Raw genomic sequence first — 23086 nt, forward strand, 5'->3', positions numbered from 1 at the left:
GCTCCCGAGGAAGGGGCAGCTGTGCGGAAGCTCGTTTCGCGGCTCCCGCCGCGATGGTGGGCGGCGTGGTCGCGTCGTCTGTGGCCCTGGACTCGAGACGCTGACGGACTGGAGGCACGGTGCCAGCTGGCACCGTGCCTCCAGGCCCGCCGTCGCCCCGCTGGTGCGACGGCTTCTCGCCGCGGAGCCGGTCCGCAGCGTCCGACGCGGCACCGACCATTCGGCGGATGAACGCGGCGTGGTGCTCGAGCTCTGCTGCAGGAACCTCTTGCGGGCAGGTCGAGCCAGGAGGACAACAGCTGATTGGGATCCGCGAACGCCACAGCCACTCCTTCAACGGCGCATTGCATTGCTTGCGCGCGCGGTTGGTCGCTCTTACGCTGCCCGCATGTGGTGGTGGATCGGAACCGGTTTGGTCTTGGCGGTGCTCCTCGTGCTGTGGTTCGTCATGCACCGCTACACGAACTTTGGCTCTCGAGCGGCGAAGTTCGAGGGGACTGACCCCGAAGTCGCGGACGCCCTTCGGCAGGCCGAGGCCGACATCGCTCGGGGGCGCATGTACTTCTGACGCGCTCGAGGGTGAGTGAGCCCACCACCGTTCGGTGGCCGATCGACTACCGAACGGATATGCAAGAGTCTGCGCATAGATGCAGATAGCAGGGGTGGTCGCCACGTCGAGAGTGACTACGTGGAGCTGGCGGTCGAGGCGTTCAGCATGCTCGCCGATGCCACCCGGGTGCGGATCGTGCTGGCGCTCTCCGACGGCGAGCTGCCCGTGAACGACCTCGCTGAGCAGGTCGGTAAGTCGCCAGCCGCGGTCTCGCAACGCCTCGCCAAGCTGCGTCTGGCCCGCGCGGTCGCCACCCGACAGGAAGGCACACGCGTCTTCTACCGGCTCACGAACGAGCACGCCCGACAGCTCGTGTCCGATTCGGTCTTCCAGGCCGAGCACCAGCTCGACGGCACCCCGCCCACCACCACGAGGGAGCCGCGCGTGCTGACCGCTCTGCGTAGTCGCGGCGTCCAGGCATCCGCGCGGACCACGGGCGGACACCGGGAGTACCGCGAGCCCGATGTCGCGCGGGTGCGCTTCATGCAGATGCTCTACGCGGCGGGCATGCCGAGTCGTCGGATCGTCGAGATCCTGCCCTTCCTCGACACCGGGGTCGCGACGCGGACGATGCTCGACCACTTCGACGAGGAGAGCGATCGCATCCGACGCCAGATCGAGGCCCTCGGTGCCATCCACGACCGCCTCGCGCGGCTCCGCGACATCGCGGCGGAGTCCGTCGCGGGGCGGCCGCCGGAGGAGTGCCGCTCGTCGGCGAACGCCGCCGCGGCCTGAGCAACGCGGTTTAGCTGGCGGCGGCGGGCCTGCTGAACAGGTTGACGACGTTGCCGTCCGGGTCGCGGACCAGTGCGGAGCGGTTGCCCCACGGCATCGTGGTCGGTTCGAGGACGACGTCGTCGCTGCTGAGCTGCAGTTCGGCGAACTCGCCGTCGACGTCGGCGACCTCGAACTCGACGAGCACGGTACGGTTCGTCGCCGGCGTCAGCGCGCCGCCGAGCATGGCGACCGTGGCGGTGCTGGCGATCGCGAGCGTCCGACCCGGGCCGCTGAACTGCGCGAAGACCGGTGCGGGGCGCTCGGCCGGCTGGCGGGTGATCCGCTCGTAGAAGGCGACCATGCCTTCGAGGTCGTCGGTGATGATGCGGACGGATGCGAACGACATGGGATTCCTCACGGTGGTGCTGCTGACTCGGAGCGACCAGCTTCACCGGCCGTCGCGACACCGTCCTGTCGGTGTTTCCGGAAACCGACGGCGCAGCTACTCGTCGAGGACCGGCCGGAGTCGTCCGTACTGGATCGCGAGGTCCTCGGATCGCAGGACGCGCTGCGCGGGCCGCTCGTCGGTGACCTCGACCGACAGCATCCGGTCGCCCCGGAAAGCCCGCACCCCGTCGCGCATCCGGCACCAGGCGATCAGGTACCACTGACCGTCCTTCCCGATCGACCCCAGCGGTTCGACGTCCCGGACGGACTCCGCTCCGTCGGCGTCCCGGTACCGGAGTCGCACGACTCGATCGGCACGCAGGGCCGCCGCGAACTCGGCCGGGACGACCGTGTCCTCGTCGTCCTCCAGGAAGTGCACCCGGGAGGCCAGCGCGCTGGCTCGTGCGGCATCGCCGACGGGCATCACCGCGAGCGTCTTCCTGGCCGCGGTGTGCGCCGCGTGCCGGAACGGACTGCGCCCCAGCGAGCCGAGCCCGATCAGCACCGCGAGGGCCTCGTCCGGCGTGAAGCCCGCCGGACCGAGCGTCGCGGACGCGTCGATGACGTACCCACCCGTCCGGCCGGGCTCCGCCCAGATGGGCACACCCGAGTGCTGCAGCGCGGAGATGTCCCGTTCGATGGTCCGCACCGAGACCTCGAACCGCTCAGCGAGACGACGCGCGCTCCGCGGTTGCGGGGAGACGGCGCGTAACTCCTCCACGAGGCCGTAGAGCCGATCGGTGCGATTCACCTCGTCATCTTCCCTCGCGCGTCGACCCTCCGTCCGATCCAGCCCGCCAGTGGTCGCGGACCGGGCGCGTCGACACGTGCGCGGGCGCGGTCACTCCGCGGAGCGCAGCTCCCGCACGTCGCCGTCGGAGCACTTCGAGACGCCGGTGATGCTGTAGCGCTGCGGGTAGGCGTTGAAGCCGATCGAGGTGACGGGGCCGTCCACGCCGCGGACCCCGGTGAGCGGGTCCGGGCCGCCGCTCTCAAACCGTTCCGTCGTGATCCCCTTGGCCTTCCAGAGTTCTTCGACGGTGCGGATGTCGGCTGCCGGATCGCCGCCGCCGTCCGTGCCGCTCCGCTCCAGGATGTACACGAAACGGGCGCCCTCCTGGCCGCCCGACCGGGTGCAGACTTCGGCAGCGGGGCCTCGGTAAACGGTCCAGTCGCCACCGACCGCGTCGGCCGACTCCTTGACGACATCGACGATCGACTTCTTGGCGTCGGACGGATCCACGGTCTTGCCTCCGGGGGTGTTGCTACAGCCGGTCATGGTCAGCGCCGCTGTCAGGACGAGGGCGACGCTGGTGCTGGTGCGGGCGAGGCCGCGGAATCGGTCGTTCACGATCACAGTGTCCACTGCGGATTCTCCAGGAGCGACTCCTGGAACTGGGTCGGCCCCTTCGGCTGGGCTTCCGTCATGAGCTCGGGGTGCCCGGTCGTGGCGAAACCGATGTTGCTGAGGGACTCGGTGTTCGGGTCGAGGTAGCCGCGTTCGTCGTCCGTGTGCGTGCCGTGGTCCTCGACGGGGTTGAGCGCGCCCGAGCCGTCCGCGCCGAAGGCGGTGGCACCGAAGTCCGGATCGGTCGGGTCCTGGCTGTGCACGGGGCTGAGCCGTCCGGTCCACGCCCACTGGTCGCCCTTCTCGGGGTCGATCGCCCAGACGTCCCGCGCCTGTCCGGCGTACACGTGGTCGGCGTTGAGGTCGTCGGCGTCCTCGATGGAGTTCGGGAGGCCGGCGGACCCGATGGTGGTGAACGAGTCGACCTGGACACCGGTCTTGGTGAGGGCGTACGCCGACGTGGTCGAGCCGTAGGAGTGGGCGACGACGTTCGTCGTGGGCCCGTCGTCCTGGCGGACGGCGTCCAACCCGCGGATCGACTCGGCGAGCTGGTCACCGCCGGTCTCGGCGTAGTCGCTGCCGAGGACCCCGAAGTCGAGCTTGCCGGATATGACCGGCTGCGGCGGGGTCTTGTAGCCCATCCACGAGATCACAGCGCGGTCCTCCGGCCCGGTGTCCGCCTGCTGGTCGTAGAGGTGCTGTGCAGAGTCGGTCCACCCGACCATGCCGGTCGTGTCGGACCCCATCCCCGGCACCGCCCACGTGACGTTGTCGGCGGTGTCGAGGTCGCCGACCGACACCGCAGCCAGGGGCGGGACGTCGTCCGTCAACGAGACGATGAACCGCTCACCCGCCTTGCTGCCTCGCTCGAACTGACTCGCGGTGTCGATCGCCCGCAGCGCCTCGAGGTTCTCCGATGCCAGCATCCACGACGTCCCGTTGTCGTACGCGACCGTGGACCGGAGGTCTTCCACCTCTTGCTCGGCGGCCCGGATGCGGGCATCGAGCACGACCCGATTGGCGGTGTCTCGTGCCCAGTAGTCCACACCCTCCAGGTTGCCGAGGACGCTCAGCACCGGCAACGGCAGCGCCCTGAGGTCGTTCGCGTCCGCCGCCGAGTAGCCGAGTCCGGCCCAGAGTGCCGCGACCTCGGCTGCGGAGAGGTCCGGGTCCAGCATCTGCTGGAACGCCGGCGGCAGCTCCGCGGCAGCGGAGACGTCGAGGGTCGCGTTCGAGACCGACCCGTGGCCTCCGGCCTGTTCGAAGGCGTCGGCGATGCGGTCGGCCCAGGCGGCGTCCGCGTCGTTCTCCTCGAGCATGCGTTCGAATCCGTGCAGGAACGTGGAACTGTCGATCTTCGCCCACCCGCAGCTCGCCGTGAAGCCGGTCCATGCGTTCCGCAGCGTGGTCTGTTTCGTGGCCGCGGCTCGGTCGAGTGCGCGGGAACCGCTCGCGAAGGACCGGAGGTGCTCGGGATCGGCCGAGCTCGTGCCGCCCGACGTCCCACCGCCGGTCCGCGTCCGGGTCCGCGCCGAGAACGAAGCGGAGATGCTCGGTGGAGCGATCGCGATCTCGGACGGCTTGAGGTCGAAGCTCTGCATGCCGGGCAGCCGGAGGACGCTGATCGGGTCCTCGGCGGACTGCCGGTCCCGTTCGTCCTGCCGGACCTGCCACGCGGCGAGGTCGGCCTGCCGCTGCCGTTCGTTCGCGGCGGCGGTCGTCGTCGCGTCGACCTGCGTGCTCAGCTCGTCGAGCACGGAGGCGAGCTTCGGACGGTCGTCCGCCTCGATCTGCGCCGATTCCTCGAAGCGCTTCGCGTACGCACCGTCGAAGTCGTCGAGCGCGCTCTCGGCGCCGGTACGTCGTGCGGCACTCTGGCCGCGCAGCGTCTCGGCAGCACCGGAGGCCGCCTGCGCCAGCAGGTCGGCTGCAGCGTCGTCGTACTGGATTTCCCCCACGGTGTTCCCCCCTGCGCCTTCTCCCCGACGTGATCCCGACTGTACAGGGCGGGTGTGCGGGGCGCACCGATGCCGTCAGCGAACCGTGAGGATGCGGGCCCGCGGCGTCAGCGTGGCGTGAGGGGAGCGCTCGTTGCGTCGCACTCCGGCACGATCGGCAGATTGCCCGCGTGCGCCGCGGCTACGATCCCCCCGGCCCACCCGCGGGCCGCACGCACCACGGAACCAGGAGGACACCGGTGGCCCTCATCGACAACGGCATCTACGTCAACGGAGCGCGGACGGACTCGCCCGCGGACCTCGGGCGCACCTACGAAGCGCTCGACGCCGCCGGGCGGGGCGCGATGGCCTGGATCGGGCTGTTCCGACCGACCGCCACCGAACTGGCCTCGGTCGCTGACGAGTTCGGGCTGCACCCGCTCGCCGTCGAGGACGCGCACAAGGGGCACCAGCGGGCGAAGCTCGAGCGCTACGGCGACACCCTGTTCGTGGTGCTGCGACCCGCCTGGTACGACGAGGACGAGGAGACGGTCGAGTTCGGTGAGGTGCACCTGTTCACCGGCCGCGACTTCGTCGTCACCGTCCGGCAGGCGGAACGGCCGAACCTGGCCGACGTGCGGAAGCGACTCGAAGCCGACCCGGACGCCCTGGGGCGCGGGTCCGAGGCGGTGCTCTGCGCGGTCCTCGTCGAGGTCATCGACAGCTACGCCCCGGTCGTCGCCGGGCTGCAGGACGACATCGACGACATCGAGGACGACCTGTTCGACGGTGACGTCGACCCGGCGTCCTCGCGGCGGATCTACCAGCTGCTCAGCGAGGTCATCGGGTTCCAGCGCGCCATCGGCCCGCTGCCCGGGATGCTCAACGCGTTGCTGCGCGGTGCCGAGAAGTACGGCACGGACACCGAGGTGCAGAACCAGCTGCGGAACGTCCTCGACCACGCGATCCGCGTCACCGAGCGGGTGGACACGTTCCGGACGCTGCTCGAGAACGCCCTCACGCTGCACTCGACCCTGGTGACGCAGGAGCAGAACGACGCGATGCGCCGGATGACCAGCGCGAGCCTTGCGCAGGGGGAGGAGAGCCGGCGGCTGGCTCGGGCGTCGATGGAGCAGGGCGAAGAGGTGAAGAAGATCTCGTCGTGGGCAGCCATCCTGTTCGCTCCCACGTTGGTGGCGTCGATCTACGGCATGAACTTCGAGCACATGCCCGAGCTGCGGTGGGCGTGGGGGTACCCCGCGGCGATCGTCGCGATGGTCCTGCTGGCGGTCGTGCTGTGGGCGGTGTTCAAGCGGCGGCACTGGCTCTGAGCGTGCGTGACGACGGACTGGAGGCGCGGTGCCAGCTGGCACGCGCCTCCAGTCCGTCCGCTGGTCGCGGCGCGCGACCGACGCCGGCTTGTTCACCCGCCCGACGCATGCGCGTGGCAGGGTGGTCCGGGGCATCGTCGCCCGCAGCCCAGCCAGCCGCCAGCGGAGCACGATGCCAACACCCGACCTGATGATCGTCACGGACCTCGACGGGACGTTCCTCGACCACCACGACTACTCGTTCGACGCGGCCCTGCCGATGCTGGAACAGCTGCGGGCGGACGACGTCCCCGTGGTGTTCTGCAGCAGCAAGACGCGTGCCGAGATAACGGCACTGCAGGCGCGCACCGGGCTCGACGGGCACGCGTTCGTGGCGGAGAACGGCGCGCTCGTGGTCGGACCGGAGGGCGGCGTGCTGGTCGGACCGGTCGACGACGACCTCGAGCGGCTGCACGCGGAACTCGACCGCGTCCGCCAGTCACTGGAGTTGCAGTTCGAGACCTTCGGCGACGTGACCGACGCGGTCGTCGCCGCGTGGACGGGGCTCGACCTCGAAGCGGCTGGACGAGCGCAGCAGCGCGAGGCGTCCGAGGTCCTGCTCTGGCACGCCGAGGACGACGACCGGGCGGACGCGTTCCGCGCGGCGCTCGCCGCGGTCGGCCTCGACCTGGTGCGCGGCGGTCGGTTCTGGCACGTGTTGCTGGCGGGCCGCGACAAGGGCGCGGCGGTCCGGACGTTGATCGCCGACCACGAGCGTCGGACGGGGACGATCCCGCGCACGATCGGACTCGGTGACGGCCCGAACGACACCGCGCTGCTCGACGCGGTCGACTTCGCCGTCGTGGTCCGCGGGCACGGCCCGACGCCCGGACCACTCGCGGACGACCGCCCCGAGCGCGTCCACCGCACGATCGCCCCCGGCCCGCAGGGCTGGGCCGAGGGCCTCACCCGGTTCACCACCCCGTCCGTCAGGAGCCACCGATGAGCGACTTCCACCAGAACGGCGTCATCACGACGTTCCACGACCTCGGTCGCCGCAGCACCGCGAGCCTGGAGGAGGACCTGCGGGGCTTCGCCGAGAAACGACCGATGAGCCTGATCCTGCCGGCGCTGTACTCCGAGCTCGAGCGTCCAGCCCTGTCGCGGATCGTCGACGAGCTGGCCGAGGCCGACTGGCTCAGCGAGATCGTGATCGGGCTCGACCGGGCCGACCGCTCGCAGTTCGAGCACGCCCGCGAGTTCTTCTCGCGGCTGCCGCAGCGGCACCGGATCCTGTGGAACGACGGGCCGCGGCTGCGCGAGCTCGACGCCGAACTGGAGCGCGCGGGACTGGCACCGGGGGAGCCCGGCAAGGGCCGGAACGTCTGGTACTGCACCGGGTACGCCCTGGCGTCGGAGCGGGCGGACTGCATCGCCCTGCACGACTGCGACATCACCACCTACGAGCGGGGCATGCTCGCGAGGTTGTTCTACCCGGTCGCGAACCCCGCGTTCGACTACGAGTTCTCGAAGGGCTACTACGCCCGCGTCGCCGACGGTCGGATCAACGGCCGCGCCGCGCGGCTGCTCGTCGGGCCGCTGCTCCGCTCGCTCCGCCAGGTCTACGGGGAGTCCGAGTACCTGGAGTACCTGAGCAGCTTCCGGTACCCGCTGTCCGGCGAGTTCGCGATGCGTGCCCACGTGCTGAACGGCCTGAAGATCCCCGGCGACTGGGGACTCGAGATCGGCATGCTGTCCGAGGTGTACCGCGACTACGCGACCCGGCAGGTGTGCCAGGTGGAGATCGCCGACGCGTACGACCACAAGCACCAGCCCCTCGCCGAGGCCGACGGCACCGGCGGCCTCGCCCGGATGGGCAACGACATCGTGCAGTCGCTGCTCCGGAAGCTCGCGACCATGGGCGTCCCGCTCACGTCCGACTCGTTCCGCGTGCTCAAGGCGACGTACTACCGGAACGCGCTCGACATCGTCGAGGTGTACCGGCACGAAGCCGAGATGAGCGGGTTCGCGTTCGACCAGCACGCCGAGGAAGCCGCCGTGGAGCTCTTCACCAAGGCGATCCTCGACGCCGGCGGTGCCTTCACGGCGCGGCCGAACGACAAGCCGTTCATCCCGAGCTGGAGCCGGGTGCGTTCAGCGGTACCGGACGTGCTCGACCGGTTGCGGGACGCCGTGGAGGCGGACCAGCAGGACTGACGAGGTCACTCGACCCGGTGACGGCATCGAGGATGCCGTCACCGACCGGACCGGCGCAGGGCGTCCAGGGGGACCCACCCTGGCTGCGAGCGTTGCCATGATCGGAAACGGTCGATGCGACCCTGCGCGGCCGCCACGGCAGGCCGAGCCCGTCGGATCACTCGGCCCCGCAGGACGAGGAAGCCCGAGCCCACGAGGACGAAGAAGCCCGCCAGAGCCAGCCCCGTCAGGCGGATCGGGCCGACTACTGACCAGCCGATCGAGACGCCGCCGAGCGCACACAGCACGCACCCCCAGAACAACAGTCGGCTCGCGGTGTGCCGGAAGGTCCGGATGAGCCGTTCATCGTGTTCGATCGTCGGCGTGCTGCCGGGCTCTGACTCTGCGAACCCCACCCGGAGCCGCATCACGAGCCCCAGATGACGTACGCGACGACCCCGAGGACGACCACACCGCCGATGGGGACGAAGAAGATCCAGTCGTTCCGGATCGGCGCGCTACCCGGTCGATGGTCTCGCTGGAACGGGGCGACCGGGTTGCCGCTGACCCCGGGGAGGAAGTCGGTCGAGTGCTGTCGGACCGGTTCTTCGGGACGCTGGTCGTGCATGTGACCCCCCAGAGTCGACGGGTGCTGATGACCCTCGCGTTGATCTTGCCCGACATCGAGTGCCGTGACCACCGGTGCAATCGGCCGACTCGTCATCCGTGCTGCGGGTCCCACCCGTCGGATCTCGGCGCCCAGCCGAGTTCCGGACCCAGCCGCTCGGCGATGTCCGTGATGATCTGGGCGTAGTCGCCGGGCTCGAACGAGAACGGGAGCGCGAAGGCGACCTCGGTGACCGCCTGGTAGCCGACGTCGGCGCGCAGTCGGTCGGCGATCTCGGCCGACGTGCCCACCAGGTCGGCGGCGAAGAGCATCCCGGCGGGGCCCTGCGGCACGCCGACGCGACCCGATCGGCTGTCGACGTAGGCGCGGTATCGGGCCTCTTGTTCGGCGGTCGCGGTGTCGGTGGGGATGACGACCAGGCCCTGCGAGACGCGGGCGGCAGCTGGGTCGGGGTGGACGTCGAGGTAGGCGTCGATCTGGGCGCGCTGGTTCGTGGCGAAGTCCGTGCCGTCCTCGCTGCGGGTGACGCTCGAGGTGAGCAGGTGGAAGCCGTTCTCGCCCGCCCACACGGCCGACTTCGTGCTGCCGGTGCCGTACCAGATCCGGTCGGCCAGGCCGGCGCTGTGGGGCTGGACGGTGCTCGCGAACTCCTCGATGCCGCGACGTTCGACGGTCTCGGTGGCCGTCACCGGGTCGCCGCGCACCAGGTCACGGAAGCGCAGGAGCCGGTCGTCGCCGAGGTCCTCGTGCTCCAGGGTGTCGGGGTAGATCGCGTCGCGGTACAGGTCGAAGTTCATCGGGGTGCCGACCGAGAACCCCGGGTTCAGGCGGCCGCCGAGCAGGACGTCGACCGTGCTGAGGTCCTCCGCCAGGCGGAACGGGTTCTCCGCCCCGATCGGGGTGACGGCGGTGCCGAGGTCGATGCGCGAGGTGCGCTGCGAGGCGGCGGCGAGCACCGCGACGGGGGAGGAGATGCCGTACTGCAGGTGGCGGTGGCGCAGCCAGGCGCTGTCGAAGCCGAGGGCCTCGGCGCGCTCGATCACGCGCAGGGTGTCTTCGTGACCCTCGGACGGTCGGGCGGGGTCGAACGACCCGATCGTCAGGAAGCCGAGCCGGCGCAGAGGGGTTCCGTCGAGGGGCATGGGTCGATCGTGCCAGAGTCGTGCCGTTCGTCCGTCGGTGACCGTGGTGCAGCCACCGGGTCAGCCACCGCTCTCCTTGATCAGGGCCTCGACGTTGTTGCCGTCCGGGTCGGAAACGAACGCGGTGTACGCGTGGTACTCCGGCCAGTAGCGCGGCTCGTGCCGTGACACCCCGCCCGCAGCCACGGCTTCGCGGTGGAAGGCTTCGACCTCGCTCCGCGATCCGGCCTCGAACGCCAGGTGGAGTCCGCGCGTCGTCGCCTCGGGGATCCGGGCGGTCTCGAGCGAGACGCTCGGGGTGTCGTCCCCGTGCTGCCAGAACTCGGCCACGGAGTCGGTGCGGTAGCCCGCTCCGATACCGAGGGGCGCGAGGGCGGCGGTGTAGAACGCGTCGCTCGCGGCGAAGTCGCTGGCGAAGACGCCCAGGTGGTGGATGAGGTGACGACCCGGCATGGGACGACCCTAGGCCGCCGTCACGGCATCCGTCCGGGCAGCTTCCCGGTCCCGCTGGCAGGCTGGATCCGTGCACATCACCCTGGACTCCGCGACCGACATCGTCATCTCCGGCATCCGGTTCCCGGAGGGCAACCGCTGGCACGACGGACGGCTCTGGTACTCGGACATGCACACCGGCGAGGTGTTCTCGGTCGACCCGTCCTCGACCGCCGGCCCCCGGCTCGAGGCCACCGTCGACGGGCAGTCGTCGGGACTCGGGTGGCTCGCTGACGGGCGGTTGATCGTCAGCTCGATGGAGTCCCGCACGGTCGTCGCCGTCGAGCCGGACGGCAGCACGTCGGTGTTCGCCGACCTCTCGACGATCGAGTCGTCGCTCGTGAACGACCTGGTGGTCGACGCGCAGACCGGCCGGACGTACATCGGTGCCTTCGGCTACGACCTGTACGCGGGCGAGGAACTGCGCCCCGGCCCGCTCTACGTGATCGACCCCGAGGGCTCCGTCCGCCTGGCCGCCGAGAGCCTGGTGTTCCCGAACAGTGCCAACGTCCTGCCCGGCACCCGCACCTTGGTCGTCAGCGAGACGTGGGGTGGCCGCCTCACCGCCTTCGACATCGAGGACGACGGTTCGCTGACCGGGCGGCGCGAGTGGGCAGCCCTGCCCGGCGGCGTGACCCCGGACGGCAGCACCGTCGACCGTGATGGCGCGATCTGGGTCTGCTCGGTCGACACGGGGGAGTTCCTGCGGGTCGTCGAGGGCGGCGAGGTCACGGACCGCATCGACGCGCCCGGGGACTGCGCGATCGACTGTGCGCTCGGTGGCGAGGACGGTCGCACCCTCTACCTGGCGACCGCCGACAGCTACGACCCGGCCGTGACGGCGAAGACACGCGCCGGTCGGATCAGTTCGGTCCGGGTTCAGGTGCCGGGGTGGTGAGCCCGAGTGACCTCGTCGAGGCGACGCGTCGCGCCGACCACCTGGTCGAGCACGGACCGACGGCGGTCGTCTTGTCGCAGCAGGCGGGGTTCGCCGGCATGTCGATCCTGTGGGCGTTCATCAGCGTTCCCTCCGTGCTCCGCACCGACTCGGTGATCTGGTTCCTGTTCGCCCTGGCCGGAGCGGTCGTGAACGTGACCGCATGGGTCCGTGCTCGACGCCACCGCAGACTGCTGCCGTACCTCGTCGAGACGCCGGAGCAGCCGCTCGGCGCGCTCACCCCGGCGGACCGCAAGTCCGTCACCCGACAGGTCAGCGGGACGGCACCGGTGGCGCCCGAGACCGTGCCGCTCGTGCGGGCGATGCTCGCGTGGCAGCGACGCTCCACCCGGGCCTCGGCCCCGACCCTGATCGGCACGGGGCTGAGCCTGGTGGGACTCGGAGGTGCCTCGGCCACGACGTTCGGGTGGGGTTGGGCGTTCCTGGTGTTCATCGCCGTCGTCGTGGTGTTCGTCACGGTCGCGACGGTGATCGGTGTGCGTCGAAGCCGCCGAGTCCTGGCCGAGCTCGATCGGGTAGGGGCGCCCGTCTCCTGAGCCGGGTCAGTCGCTCGGCTGCGCTCCCGGCCCGAGCGCGATCACCGTGCCGAGGAACCGTTCCGGTTCCTTGTCGACCTCGTCGAAGCGGACCGGGTCGGCAGGGGAGATCGGGATCACTCCGGACACTCCGAGGTCGGTCCTGAACCAAACCATCGGTGCGGGCGTCCGACCTGCGCGCGCATCGCGGAGCGCCGCATCAGCCAGCTGCGGCCACACAGTTTCTTGCTGCGCGGAGACACGCATCGTCGTCGCACTGATCGTCAGGATTCGCACACGTCATCATGCGCTCCCGACGACCGGTTGGGGCAACCGCGTCGTCGGGCAGATGGTGCTGGTCGTTCTCCTCGCGCGCGTCAGCGTGGTGCGGGGAGATCGTGGTGGACAGTCCAGGTCGGTGGGCGGCGATCGGCTGTGCAGTGCTCCTGCTCATCGTCGATGCGGCGATCTGGGGCATCGTGTCGGTCGCTGCCGCATCCCGCGCTGCGGACAGCGTTCCGCGCGACGGTTGATCGGAGCGGCCATGCTGATCCCATGTCGGACGAGGCGGTCGAGCAGGAGTGGTTCCGAGTCGTCCTGCGCTCCGTCGGCGGATCGGTCGACCGGATCGAACGGCTACCCGGCGGGGCGGTGAACCACACCTACCGGGTGGACCGTGCGGGTGCTGCTCCGGTCGTGCTGCGTTTCCCGGTTGACCCGCTCCGGCAGAACGAGTACCCCGTCGAGTCGTGGGCCGCACGAAGCGCGAGCCGGGTCGGCATCCCGGTCCCCGAACCGCTCGCCCACGGGTCGGAGGGCGGTGTCCCCTTCTCGGTGTGGGAGTACGTCGCACCTGACCCACGACCGATCGACCGCCCGTGGCGGTGGCTCGGTAGCGCCGCGCGAGCCGTCGCCATGATCCCGCTCGTCGATGCGCCTCGGTCGTTGTTCACGAGGTTCGGCGACGACCTCCGGCTCGCCTGGACGGCGCACCTCGACTACAACCTCGATGCGCTCGGCGACGACGATCCGCTGCTCCGTGACGGTGCCTACGCGTCGCCGGACCGGTTGCGTGATCGTCTCGCTCCGCTGTCGGAGGCGCAGTTCGAGTTCGGGCTGGCCCACGGCGATCTCGCACCTCGCAACCTGATCTCCCGCGGTCCGGGCCAGCGGCCGGTGCTCATCGACTGGGGCGCCGCGGAGACCGGGCCGGCACCGTGGACGGATGCCCGCCGGGTGTTCACGCGGACGTTCATCGACGGGTCCGTCACCCGCGCGGACCACGACGAGTTCATGACGCTGCCGGACTCACGTCGGACGACGACCACCGGCGGCTCGCGTCGATGACTGCGCTGCACCTGCTCGACGTCACACGGTGGGCGCGTGACCGGCGACCGGACCTGTACGACGAGTACCTCGGACGCTGCCGCAGCGGACTCGAGCGCATCGAGGAGATCGTCGGACCGGCCTAGCCCACGCGGCCCCGACCCCGAGCGCGTCCGCGCGGTGCGAGGTTGTACACGTGGTGCGAGGCATCCGGGGTCGCACCACGTGTGCAACCTCGCACCAGACGGAACCGGCGCCAGGCGACCGGGGCGACACGCACCACGCGACACGGCGCCCCACGCGCACCCGCGTCACCCGCACCCCTCCGGGTACGGCAGACTGCTCGGACAAGCATCCAGGAGTGATCGTCATGTTCGTCGCCGCCATCGTCTTCCTCGTCATCGCGCTCGTCGCGCTCTACTTCCGAACACGCACCTACTCCACCCCCGCACGCCCGGCCACACCCGGTCGCGAGGCACGCCCCGCCGTCCCGACCCGCCGCCCGAACCTCATCGCAGCGTGGACCGCGGCCGCAGCCGGCGTCCTGTTCGTCGGGCTCACGCTCGGCAGCACGCTCTACGCGCAGGACACGGGCGAGTCGAAGGTCCAGGTGGACATCTCCGGCAACATCGTCGGGCAGACCACGGACTCCGGGTTCCACTTCAAGGCACCGTGGGCCACGCTCCACACGTTCAACATCCGCAACCAGACCGTCACCTACATCAACGCGGTGAACGGCTCGGACTCGGACAACAACGGCAACGTGCGCTCCGGCCCGTACGTCACGGTGCAGGACCAGGACGGCGTCTCGTCGAACGTCAGCCTGAACCTGCAGTACAGCATCGACGCGAAGTCGGTCACCGACATCTACCGGTCGTACAAGACCGAGGAGAACTTCAAGACGCAGTTCATCGGCAACTCGGTGCGCAGCGTCGTCCGCCAGGTGCCGAACGACTTCACCACGATCGAGCTCATCACCAAGCGCGGCACGGTGGAGAAATCGATGATCCAGGCGCTCGAGACGCGGTGGAAGGGCTCCGGCGTGCACGTCGACAACTTCGCGCTGCAGGAGATCACCCCGCCGAAGTCCGTCACCGAGGCGTACGCCACGGCACAGCAGGCGCAGATCCAGGTCACGAAGGAGCGCGCACTGTTGGACGCCAAGAAGGTGCAGGCACAGCAGCAGGTCGCCGAAGCGCAGGGTCAGGCCGACGCCAACGAGGTCCTCAACGAGCACCCGCTCTCGGACGCCGCGCTCAAGCAGCGTGAGATCGAGGCCCTCAAGAGCGCTGGCGACAACGGCTCCCTGATCGTGGTGCCGCAGGGCACCGACAACATCCTCAGCCTGCCGGGAACCTCGGGTTCGAAGAGCAAGTAGCGCGCGCTGAGACGCCGGCGTCTCCCGGATCGGAGACGCGCGCCGAGACGGACGGGAGGCACGGTGCCAGCTGGCACCGTGCCTCCCGTCCGTCGGCGTGGCGGGGTCCAGGGCCCCGCTCAGGCCGCGCCGTGACTGGCGCGGCTGCGCCGCGAGAGCGAGTCGATGATGACGGCCAGCAGCAGGACCGCGCCGGTGATCATGTAGCGGATCGACGAGTCGAGGCTCAGCAGGGTGAGCCCGTTCGAGATCGACTGGATCACGATGATGCCGAGCAGCGCCGACCAGGCGCTGCCACGGCCACCGAAGAGACTGGTCCCGCCGATGACGGCTGCGGCGATCGCGTTGAGGTTGGTGTCGCCGGCGCCGGAGGACAGGCTCGCCGAGTTGAGGCGGGCGGCGGCGAGGATGCCGCCGACGGTGGCGAAGAGCGAGGTCAGCATGAACACCGAGATGTAGATGCGGTTCACCCGGATGCCGGAGCGCCGTGCGGCTTCGACGTTGCCGCCGACCGCGAAGACCGAGCGCCCCCAGCGGGTGCGCTTCAGCACGAAGTTCATCAGCACGACCAGCACGACGAAGAACACGAACGAGGTGCCGGTGCCGAAGTCGCGCGACAGGTACCAGACCATCAGCGCGAGGCCGAGGAACAGGGCGACGGCCTTCACGATGGTCAGGGACATCGCCCCGGTCGACAGCCCGGCACGGCGGCGGCGGGCAGCGCGACGGACCTCGGTGAAGAACAGGCCGCCGGCTGCCAGCACAGCGAGCAGGTAGGCGAGCCACGGCGGCAGGTACGAGGCCGAGGCGAACTGCACGATCGGTGAGTCGTACGGCAGGTTGATCGAGCCGTTCGGGCCGAGGATCAACAGCTGCAGCCCGAGGAACCCGAGCAGACCGGCGAGCGTGATGACGAAGCTCGGCACCCCGAAGCGGGTGAACAGCAGGCCGTAGAGCAGACCGGCGGCGGCGCCGACGGCCAGCGCGACGGTGAGCACGAGCCACAGCGGCCAGCCGAGTGTGGTCAGGCCCTGGCCGAGGATCGCGGCGGAGAGCCCGCTGACGCTGCCGACGGACAGGTCGATCTCGCCGAGCAGCAGCACGAGCACGATGCCGATCGCGATGGTGCCGACCGCGGCGCACTGCAGGGCGAGGTTGACCAGGTTGCCCGGGGACAGGAAGTCGGGGGAGAGCGCCTGGAACACCGCCCAGATGACGATGAGCCCGACGACCACCGGCAGCGAGCCGATGTCGCCGCCACGGACCCGTCGGACGAACGCCTTCGCCGCGCCGCCGAGCCCGGCGTCACGCAGGAGCCGCTCGTCCTGCAGGTCCGCGGCCGAGGGCGTCGGGGTCGCTGCGGTGAGGGTCTCGTCGGTCTTGCTCATGCGCTGGTCTCCTGCTCGGTCCGGGCGGCGGCGCGACGGGTGACGGCGTTGTCGGTGGCGCCGGTGATCGCCGCGATGATCTCCTCGTAGGAGACGTCGTCGATGCGGAACGTGCCGTTGTTGCGGCCGAGTCGCAGGACCGCGACCCGGTCGGCGACGGCCTGCACGTCCGCGAGGTTGTGGCTGATGAGCACGACGCCGAGGCCGCGCTCGCGCAGGCGTTCGACGAGGTTCAGGACCTCGGCGGTCTGCGCGACGCCGAGTGCGGCGGTGGGCTCGTCGAGCACGACCACCTGCGGGTCGCCGATCAGCGAGCGGGCGATCGCCACGGTCTGCCGCTGCCCACCGGACAGCGACGCGATCGGGATCCGCACCGACGGGATCCGCGCGGCGAGCTGCTGCAGGAGCTCCCACGATCGGCGCTCCATCTCCTCCTCGTCGAGGAACGGGTGGGCGATCTCGCGACCGAGGAACAGGTTCGAGACCACGTCGAGGTTGTCGGCGAGGGCGAGGTCCTGGAACACCGTGGCGATGCCGAGGGTCTGGGCCGCCGCGGGGTTCGGGACGCTGACCTCGTCGCCGCCGAAGGTGATCGTGCCGCCGTCGGGCGTGTAGACCCCGGCGAGGATCTTCACGAACGTCGACTTGCCGGCGCCGTTGTCGCCGACGATGGCGACCACCTCGCCCGGGTAGACGTCGAAGTCGATGTCGCTGAGGGCCTGGACGGCGCCGAACCGCTTGGTGATCCCGCGGAGGGACATCACCGGGTCGGCGGAGGGGTGTGCTGCTGGTGACGCGTTGCTCACGGGTGTCGTGCTCACGGGTGTCGTCCTCGATCGGTGAGGCCCGCCCGGTCCGCAGTCGGACCGGGCGGGCAGAGGGGGTCGGACCTACTTGATGCCGGCGCTGTCGCAGGCTGCCTTGTACTGCGCGGTGCAGATCTTCGACACCTCGTACAGGCCGTCCTTGACCACCGTCGACTGGACGTTGTCCGTGGTGACGGCGACCGGGTCGAGCAGCGTCGACTGGACGCTGGCGCCGCCGGCGGTGTCGACGGTGGTGTCGCCCTTCGGGGTCTCACCCTTGGCGAACTGGATCGCCAGGTCGGCGGCCTTCGACGCCTCGGGCTTGAAGGCCTTGTAGACGGTCATGTACTGCTCGCCGGCGAGGATCCGCTGGATGCCCGCGAGCGAGGCGTCCTGCCCGGTGACGGGCGGGAGCTCGGTGACGCCGGCCGACTTCAGGGCCGCGATCACGCCGCCGCCCGTGTCGTCGTTCGCCGCGTAGACGCCGGTGATCTTGTCCTTGCCGAGCTTGCTGATCTGGCCGGCTGCCCAGTCCTGCGCCTTGGCGGGGTCCCATCCGGGGGTGTCGTACTCGGCGAGCACCTTGTAGCCGCTGTCGTCGATGACCGAGTGCGCGCCCTTCTTGAACTGCGAGGCGTTGTTGTCGGTGGGGGAGCCGTTCACCATGATGATGCCCGAGCCCTCCGGGACCTTCTTCGCCTTGAGTGCGTCGACCAGAGCCTGGCCCTGCAGCTCACCGACCTTCTCGTTGTCGAACGAGATGTAGTAGCTCAGGTCGGGGCTGTTGATGAGCCGGTCGTAGGAGATCACCGGCACCTTCTTCGCCTCCGCCTGCTGGACGATGGACGCTGCGGCCTCGCCGTCGAACGGGTCGAGGACCAGGACCTTGACGCCCTGCGTGAGCATCGACTGGGCCTGCTGCAGCTGCTTCGACGCGTCGCCGTCGGCGTTCGCGTAGACGACCGAGCAGCCGCTGCACTGCTTCTTCACCTCGGCGGTGAAGAGCGGGCGGTCGGCGCTGGCGTAGCGGGCGGTGACGGAGTCGGGCAGGAGCAGGCCGATCTTGGCCTTCGACGCGTCCCCGCCGCCTCCGCCGGACCCGGTTCCGGCGTCCGCGCCGTTGGAACAGCCCGCCAGGGTGGTGATCGCGAGCAGCAGGGCGCTGACGCCCAGCATCGCTCGTGTGGTGGATTTCTTCATTGAAACGTCCTCCAACAGTGGACCGCCCCCATCGGCGGTGCCCTGAGTGTGACAGTGAGCGTTCTTGGCTGCAAGAGTTGAACGCAACGACCGCGCGCCGTGACGAAAACGTTACCCGGAGGGCACGGAGCGGCACGGCCGGTGCAGCACGGAGCGCCCGGTCGGCACGGCCCGGCGCGGGTCCTCCTAGCGTGCGCGCGTCACGTCCACGGCCTCGATCGCCAGGGCCAGCGCGCCGGTCACCGCGGCCTTCTCGCCGAGCTGCCCCTGCACCACGTCCGGGGTGCCGTCCACGTCGACGATCAACGACGACTCGAGGGCGTGCCGCATCGGGCCGAGCAGGAGTTCACCGGCCCGCGCGAACTCGCCCGTGACCACCACCCGCTCCGGGTCGAGGACGTTGCAGAGCCCCACCGCCGCCGAACCGATCGCGCGCCCGGCGTCGGCCACGGCGCGCATGCAGACCTGGTCGCCGCCCATCGCACGCAGGATCAGGTCCGCCAGCTTCAGGGTGCCGACCTCGTCGCGGACACCCTCGAGCACGGCGGGCGCGCCGGCGATCGCCTCCAGGCAGCCGCGGTTGCCGCACCGGCACAGGGGCCCGTTCGGCAGGACGGGCGTGTGTCCGAACTCGCCGGCGATGCCGTGGTGCCCGCGGAACAGGTGCCCGCCGAGCACGAGTCCGGCACCGATGCCGTTGCCGACGTCGAGCGTCACCACGGTGTCGCGGCCACGGGCCGCCCCGCTCCGGTGCTCGGCCAGTGCGGCGAGGTTGGCTGAGTTGTCGACCTGCACGGGCTTGTCCATCCGCCGGGCGAGCGACTGCCCGAGCGCGACGCCGTCCCAGCCGCGCAGGATCCCACCGCGCGCCGTCATCCCGGTGCGCGCGTCGATCGGGGCGGCGACGGCGAGGCCGACGGCGAGCACCTCGTCCATCGACGACTCGATGGACTCCACCATGTCCAGCACGAGCAGCGCGGTCTTGTCGAGCTCGGCGTCGGCACGGTGGTCACGGGCCAGGGGCATGTGCCGCTCGGCCAGGACGGCGCCGTTCAGGTCCGACAGTGCCAGCCGCAGGTGCCGCGGTGAGACGTGCACCCCGGCGACCAACCCGAGGCCGTGCGGCAGCGTCACGCGGAGCGCCCGACGGCCGCTCGAGGTGCTCGGCGTCGCGTGCAGGGCGCCGGTCGCGACGAGTTCCTTGACGATGTTCGAGACGGTCGCGGGGGACAGTCCCGTCACCCCGGCGAGCTCGACCTGCGTCAGCCCGCCGTGCCGTTTCACCGCGCTGACGACCCGACCCCGGTTGGCTTCACGCAGTGAAGCTTGGTTCCCCGGACTGCGGCGCGGCTCTGACACGGGGACAGCGTAACGGGCGGGTCCGGAGCGCTCGCCGTGACGGCCTGGAGGCACGGTGCCAACTGGCGCCGTGCCTCCCGTCCGGCGTCAGCGCAGGTTCCGGAACGTCGCCCGGACGTCGTCGACGAGCAGCGCCGGCTGTTCGAGCATCGCGAAGTGCCCGCCGCGCGCGACCTCGTTGAAGAACACCAGGTCGGTGTAGCGGCGCTCCGCCCAGCGGCGCGACCGGCGGACGTACTCGCCGGGCATGATGCTCAGTCCGACGGGCAGGGTCAGCGGTTCCTCGACGGTGCCCGGGGTGGCCCAGCCGGTCCGGGTGGCTTCCCAGTACATCCGCGCCGAGGACGCAGCGGTGTTCGGCAGCCAGTAGAGCATGACGTCGTCGATGATCTCGTCGAGCGGGAAGATCCGCTCGGCGTCGCCGTGTTCGTCGTGCGAGCCGCCGACGTCCTGGAACATGGCGTAGATCCACGACGCCAGTCCGACGGGGGAGTCGGCCAACGAGTACCCGATGGTCTGCGGGCGGGTCGACATCTGCTGCGAGTAGGCCGACAGCTCCTGCCAGTAGTGACCGCTCTCCTGCAGCATGACCTGCTCGTCAGGGGAGGCGTTCCGGGCTTCGTCGTCGGTCGGCATGAACAGCGCCATGTTGAGGTGGATGCCGCCGAGCCCGATGTCCCCCGCGGCCTGCAGGGCTGCGAGCTCCGCGGTGACGGTGGCGCCGAGGTCACCGCCCTGGGCGAACCAGTCCGTGTAGCCGAGCCGGGACATCAGCACCGACCAGGCCCTGGCCGTCCGAGCGGTGTTCCACCCGGTCGTCGTCGGTCTGCCGGAGAACCCGAACCCGGGCAGGCTCGGGATCACGACGTGGAACGCGTCCGCCGCGTCGCCGCCGTGCGCAACCGGGTCGGTGAGCGGACCGATGGCGTGGCGGAACTCCAGGACGGATCCGGGCCAGCCGTGGGTGAGCAGGAGCGCGCGGGCACCGGGGACGGCAGACCGGACGTGCAGGAAGTGGACCTCGAGTCCGTCGATGTGGGTGGTGTGCTGACCCCAGCCGTTCAGGAGCGCCTCGGTCCGACGCCAGTCGTACTCCGTCGTCCAGTGCTCGACGAGGGCGCGGACCTTCTCGAGTCGGGGTCCCTGCGAGGTGTCCTCGACCGTCTCGGCGTCGGGCCAGCGGGTTCCCGACAGGCGACCGCGCAGGTCGTCGAGCTCCGCCTGGGGGACGTCGAGGGTGAACGGGGTGATGACTGTGGTGTCCGGCATGGGTCCTCGGCTGCTCGGTTGGTGACGGCTGTCCGTCTTGATTGCAGATGATCTTTGCACAAGACGATCTTGACCGGCTACGATCTCTGACATGGACAGTCCGACGTCGGCAGGAGCGCTCCCCGAGATCGACTGGGGTGCCGAGGGGATCGAATCCGAGCTCGGGTGGGCGCTGCCGCTGGCGCTCCAGGGCTTCACACGGATGGGCAGCGAGGCGGTCGACGACGTGCCGGGCGGGTCCCGCGGGTACCAGGTGCTCGTCGCGATCACCACCGAGGAACCGTCGTCGCAACTCGGACTCGCGCAGCGGCTCGGGATCGACAAGACCCAGATGACCTACATCGTCGACGCGCTCGAGTCGGGTGGGTTCGTCGAACGCCGCCCGGCCCCGACGGACCGGCGGGTACGGCAGGTCCACCCCACCGACGCCGGCCGTGCCCTGCTCGCCCGGACCCGGTCCGCCCTGCGCGGCGCCGAGGGCGTGCTCATGCGACACCTGGACGACGACGAACAGACGACGCTGCGTCGGCTCCTGGCCCGCGTCGCGCTCACCGCCGGGCTCGGCACCGCCGGACCGGACCAGGCAGACCCCACGTTCCAACACCCCCTCGCCGTCCCGGAGCGATCCCGACGGCGCACCGCGACGACCACGTCGACCACCACTGCAGTGAGGCCCAGCCCATGACCACCACCATCCTCGTCGCCGGCGCCACCGGCGACCTCGGGCACCGCATCGTCCGCGAGCTCACCCAGCACGACGTGCGGGTCCGGGTCCTCACCCGGCCCGGCAGCAGGACCGCCGAAGAGCGCTTCGGCGGCGACGCCCGTGTCGACGTCGTCGCCGCCGAGTACGGCGACCACGACGCCCTGACCCGCGCCGTCGGCGGGTCCGACGTGGTGGTCTCCGCTGTGAGCGGGACCCGCCCGGTGATCGTCGACGCCCAGCGTGCGCTCCTCGCGGCGACCGTGGCGGCGGGCGTCCGGCGGTTCATCCCGTCCGACTACTCGGCCGACTACCGGCGGATCGCACCGGGCACCAACCGCAACTTCGAGCTGCGGCGTGAGTTCGCCGCCGACCTCGACGCGGCCCCGGTGCAGGCGACCTCGATCCTGACCGGCATGTTCACCGACCTGCTGACCGGCGAGGCCCCGATGATCCTGTTCGGCCGTCGGCTCGTGCTGTTCTGGTCGTCGGCGGACCAGGTGCTCGACTTCACCACGAAGGACGACGTCGCCCGGGTCACGGCGCTCGCCGCCCTGGACGACGATGCTCCGCGGGTGATCGAGATGGCGGGCGACCAGGTCACCGCCCGTGACGTCGCACGCACCGTGAGCGAGCTGACGGGGGAGCGCTTCCGGCTGCAGTGGGCCGGCACCACCGGGACCCTGTCCGCGATGAGCGCCGTGGGCAAGCGCCTGTCGAAGGACCCCGACGAGACGTTCCCGGCGTGGCAGGGGATGCAGTACTTCGTGAGCATGTTCAGCGGGCAGGCGCAGCTGCACCACGTCGACAACGACCGCTACGGCGTGCAGTCGTGGACGAGTGTCCGCGACGTGCTCCGTGCGCACCTCAGCGGGCAGGGCCACCCGGCGACGGACTGACGGGCGCGGTGTGCGGTCGTCGGCGACGGAGCAGGAACGTGAGACCGACGACGACGACCGGCACCAGCGCGAGCGCGGCGAGCCAGACGAGGACGTCCCACTCGGGCGAGAGCGGCACGCCGAGCGCACTCGACGAGGTCCGCCAGACCTGGTCGCCGGGGCCCTCGTGCTCGTCCATCCCGGTGACCGGGAACAGCAGCGCCGTCACGACCGCCCAGCCAACCAGCACCACGACGGCGATCAGTGTCCACGGCTGCGGACTCACCGCAGGGCCTGTGCGCGTCATCGGACGACCACCGCGACCGTGGCCCACCCCACCACTCGTTCCACCGTGTGCTCCGTCCTGTCCACCATCGGTGGCTCAACCATGCCGCATGACGGGTCGGACCGGTGTCTCGATCATGCAACGGAACAGCCGTACCGATAGGCGGACGGGAGGCCCGGTGCCAGTTGGCACC

General features: G+C 70.5%; 26 protein-coding genes and 1 pseudogene. 13 read left to right on the plus strand and 14 right to left on the minus strand.

Features of this window, described 5'->3' with window-relative positions:
- Positions 1–388 precede the first annotated feature (388 nt).
- The 3 genes and pseudogenes from H7A73_RS10945 (at position 389) to H7A73_RS18095 (ending at position 1345) form a co-directional block, all read left to right on the plus strand.
- Positions 389–568: a hypothetical protein gene (locus tag H7A73_RS10945; protein WP_182065978.1), complete on the plus strand. Its 180-nt coding sequence runs from the start codon at positions 389–391 to the stop codon at positions 566–568.
- Positions 569–715: 147 nt separating this feature from the next.
- Positions 716–1014 (plus strand): annotated as a pseudogene (locus H7A73_RS18090) (ArsR/SmtB family transcription factor).
- Entirely contained in the window at positions 995–1345 is a 351-nt protein-coding gene (locus H7A73_RS18095) for a MerR family transcriptional regulator (protein ID WP_259362843.1), read from the plus strand. Before H7A73_RS18090 ends, H7A73_RS18095 begins: the two are co-directional and overlap by 20 nt.
- Positions 1346–1355: 10 nt before the next feature.
- On the opposite strand, the gene H7A73_RS10955 is transcribed toward H7A73_RS18095, so the two are convergent.
- The 4 genes from H7A73_RS10955 to H7A73_RS10970 form a co-directional block, all read right to left on the minus strand.
- Positions 1356–1733 carry a VOC family protein gene (locus H7A73_RS10955; protein ID WP_182065980.1) on the minus strand — a complete coding sequence of 126 codons (378 nt, stop codon included), beginning with the start codon at positions 1731–1733 and terminating at the stop codon, positions 1356–1358.
- A 96-nt stretch (positions 1734–1829) separates the two neighbouring features.
- Positions 1830–2525 carry a helix-turn-helix transcriptional regulator gene (locus H7A73_RS10960; protein ID WP_182065981.1) on the minus strand — a complete coding sequence of 232 codons (696 nt, stop codon included), beginning with the start codon at positions 2523–2525 and terminating at the stop codon, positions 1830–1832.
- A 90-nt stretch (positions 2526–2615) separates the two neighbouring features.
- Positions 2616–3125 carry a hypothetical protein gene (locus H7A73_RS10965; RefSeq protein ID WP_182065982.1) on the minus strand — a complete coding sequence of 170 codons (510 nt, stop codon included), beginning with the start codon at positions 3123–3125 and terminating at the stop codon, positions 2616–2618.
- Between the two features lie 2 nt (positions 3126–3127).
- On the minus strand, positions 3128–5080 hold the full coding sequence (locus H7A73_RS10970; RefSeq protein WP_182065983.1) for an alpha/beta hydrolase: 1953 nt from the start codon (positions 5078–5080) through the stop codon (positions 3128–3130).
- Positions 5081–5319: 239 nt separating this feature from the next.
- Between H7A73_RS10970 and H7A73_RS10975 the strand changes: the two genes are divergently transcribed.
- The 3 genes from H7A73_RS10975 to H7A73_RS10985 all read left to right on the plus strand — a co-directional run bounded on the left by H7A73_RS10975 (position 5320) and on the right by H7A73_RS10985 (position 8586).
- A complete protein-coding gene (locus tag H7A73_RS10975) occupies positions 5320–6390 on the plus strand; it encodes a magnesium and cobalt transport protein CorA (protein ID WP_182065984.1) in 1071 nt (356 codons plus the stop codon).
- A 172-nt stretch (positions 6391–6562) separates the two neighbouring features.
- On the plus strand, positions 6563–7375 hold the full coding sequence (locus tag H7A73_RS10980; protein WP_182065985.1) for an HAD-IIB family hydrolase: 813 nt from the start codon (positions 6563–6565) through the stop codon (positions 7373–7375).
- Positions 7372–8586 (plus strand): glycosyl transferase, encoded by a 1215-nt coding sequence (locus H7A73_RS10985; RefSeq protein WP_182065986.1) that lies wholly within the window; start codon positions 7372–7374, stop codon positions 8584–8586. The genes H7A73_RS10980 and H7A73_RS10985 overlap by 4 nt, the downstream gene beginning before the upstream one ends.
- 406 nt (positions 8587–8992) lie before the next feature.
- Here H7A73_RS10985 and H7A73_RS10990 read toward each other — a convergent pair whose 3' ends face one another.
- The 3 genes from H7A73_RS10990 to H7A73_RS11000 form a co-directional block, all read right to left on the minus strand.
- Entirely contained in the window at positions 8993–9193 is a 201-nt protein-coding gene (locus tag H7A73_RS10990) for a hypothetical protein (protein ID WP_111057409.1), read from the minus strand.
- 92 nt (positions 9194–9285) lie between these two features.
- Complete coding sequence (locus H7A73_RS10995) at positions 9286–10335, minus strand: LLM class flavin-dependent oxidoreductase (protein ID WP_182065987.1); 1050 nt, start codon at positions 10333–10335, stop codon at positions 9286–9288.
- A gap of 60 nt (positions 10336–10395) precedes the next feature.
- Positions 10396–10788, minus strand: a complete 393-nt coding sequence (locus tag H7A73_RS11000; RefSeq protein WP_182065988.1) for a VOC family protein — start codon at positions 10786–10788, stop codon at positions 10396–10398.
- A gap of 70 nt (positions 10789–10858) precedes the next feature.
- Here H7A73_RS11000 and H7A73_RS11005 point away from each other — a divergent pair, with 70 nt between their 5' ends.
- Together H7A73_RS11005 and H7A73_RS11010 are read left to right on the plus strand one after the other, a co-directional pair.
- Entirely contained in the window at positions 10859–11725 is an 867-nt protein-coding gene (locus H7A73_RS11005) for an SMP-30/gluconolactonase/LRE family protein (RefSeq protein WP_182065989.1), read from the plus strand.
- Complete coding sequence (locus H7A73_RS11010; RefSeq protein ID WP_182065990.1) at positions 11722–12321, plus strand: hypothetical protein; 600 nt, start codon at positions 11722–11724, stop codon at positions 12319–12321. Before H7A73_RS11005 ends, H7A73_RS11010 begins: the two co-directional genes overlap by 4 nt.
- A 6-nt stretch (positions 12322–12327) precedes the next feature.
- Here the strand turns inward: H7A73_RS11010 and H7A73_RS11015 are convergent, their stop codons facing one another.
- Complete coding sequence (locus H7A73_RS11015) at positions 12328–12477, minus strand: hypothetical protein (RefSeq protein ID WP_181422693.1); 150 nt, start codon at positions 12475–12477, stop codon at positions 12328–12330.
- A 378-nt stretch (positions 12478–12855) separates the two neighbouring features.
- On the opposite strand from H7A73_RS11015, the gene H7A73_RS11020 reads away from it, so the two are divergent.
- From H7A73_RS11020 to H7A73_RS11025, 3 genes are all read left to right on the plus strand, one after another.
- On the plus strand, positions 12856–13647 hold the full coding sequence (locus H7A73_RS11020; protein WP_182065991.1) for a phosphotransferase family protein: 792 nt from the start codon (positions 12856–12858) through the stop codon (positions 13645–13647).
- The gene (locus H7A73_RS18100; RefSeq protein WP_259362838.1) at positions 13644–13772 is read left to right on the plus strand and encodes a hypothetical protein; all 129 of its coding nucleotides are present in this window, start codon (positions 13644–13646) and stop codon (positions 13770–13772) included. Before H7A73_RS11020 ends, H7A73_RS18100 begins: the two co-directional genes overlap by 4 nt.
- A gap of 224 nt (positions 13773–13996) precedes the next feature.
- On the plus strand, positions 13997–15004 hold the full coding sequence (locus tag H7A73_RS11025) for an SPFH domain-containing protein (protein ID WP_247737528.1): 1008 nt from the start codon (positions 13997–13999) through the stop codon (positions 15002–15004).
- A 119-nt stretch (positions 15005–15123) separates the two neighbouring features.
- Here H7A73_RS11025 and H7A73_RS11030 read toward each other — a convergent pair whose 3' ends face one another.
- The 5 genes from H7A73_RS11030 to H7A73_RS11050 all read right to left on the minus strand — a co-directional run bounded on the left by H7A73_RS11030 (position 15124) and on the right by H7A73_RS11050 (position 21026).
- Positions 15124–16392 (minus strand): sugar ABC transporter permease, encoded by a 1269-nt coding sequence (locus H7A73_RS11030; protein ID WP_138802952.1) that lies wholly within the window; start codon positions 16390–16392, stop codon positions 15124–15126.
- Entirely contained in the window at positions 16389–17153 is a 765-nt protein-coding gene (locus H7A73_RS11035; protein WP_110864792.1) for an ATP-binding cassette domain-containing protein, read from the minus strand. The genes H7A73_RS11030 and H7A73_RS11035 overlap by 4 nt, the downstream gene beginning before the upstream one ends.
- Before the next feature lie 129 nt (positions 17154–17282).
- On the minus strand, positions 17283–18398 hold the full coding sequence (locus H7A73_RS11040; protein ID WP_182065993.1) for a sugar ABC transporter substrate-binding protein: 1116 nt from the start codon (positions 18396–18398) through the stop codon (positions 17283–17285).
- A 186-nt stretch (positions 18399–18584) separates the two neighbouring features.
- Entirely contained in the window at positions 18585–19757 is a 1173-nt protein-coding gene (locus tag H7A73_RS11045) for an ROK family transcriptional regulator (RefSeq protein ID WP_111235216.1), read from the minus strand.
- Positions 19758–19844: 87 nt separating this feature from the next.
- On the minus strand, positions 19845–21026 hold the full coding sequence (locus H7A73_RS11050; protein ID WP_182065994.1) for an epoxide hydrolase family protein: 1182 nt from the start codon (positions 21024–21026) through the stop codon (positions 19845–19847).
- A gap of 91 nt (positions 21027–21117) precedes the next feature.
- On the opposite strand from H7A73_RS11050, the gene H7A73_RS11055 reads away from it, so the two are divergent.
- Together H7A73_RS11055 and H7A73_RS11060 are read left to right on the plus strand one after the other, a co-directional pair.
- Positions 21118–21711 carry a MarR family winged helix-turn-helix transcriptional regulator gene (locus H7A73_RS11055; RefSeq protein ID WP_182065995.1) on the plus strand — a complete coding sequence of 198 codons (594 nt, stop codon included), beginning with the start codon at positions 21118–21120 and terminating at the stop codon, positions 21709–21711.
- Positions 21708–22628: an NmrA family NAD(P)-binding protein gene (locus H7A73_RS11060; protein ID WP_182065996.1), complete on the plus strand. Its 921-nt coding sequence runs from the start codon at positions 21708–21710 to the stop codon at positions 22626–22628. Before H7A73_RS11055 ends, H7A73_RS11060 begins: the two co-directional genes overlap by 4 nt.
- On the opposite strand, the gene H7A73_RS11065 is transcribed toward H7A73_RS11060, so the two are convergent.
- On the minus strand, positions 22597–22893 hold the full coding sequence (locus H7A73_RS11065; RefSeq protein WP_182065997.1) for a hypothetical protein: 297 nt from the start codon (positions 22891–22893) through the stop codon (positions 22597–22599). The genes H7A73_RS11060 and H7A73_RS11065 overlap by 32 nt on opposite strands.
- Between the last annotated feature and the right edge of the window lie 193 nt (positions 22894–23086).

This window comes from Curtobacterium sp. ME12 (genome assembly GCF_903970855.1).
Classification (GTDB): domain Bacteria; phylum Actinomycetota; class Actinomycetes; order Actinomycetales; family Microbacteriaceae; genus Curtobacterium; species Curtobacterium poinsettiae_A.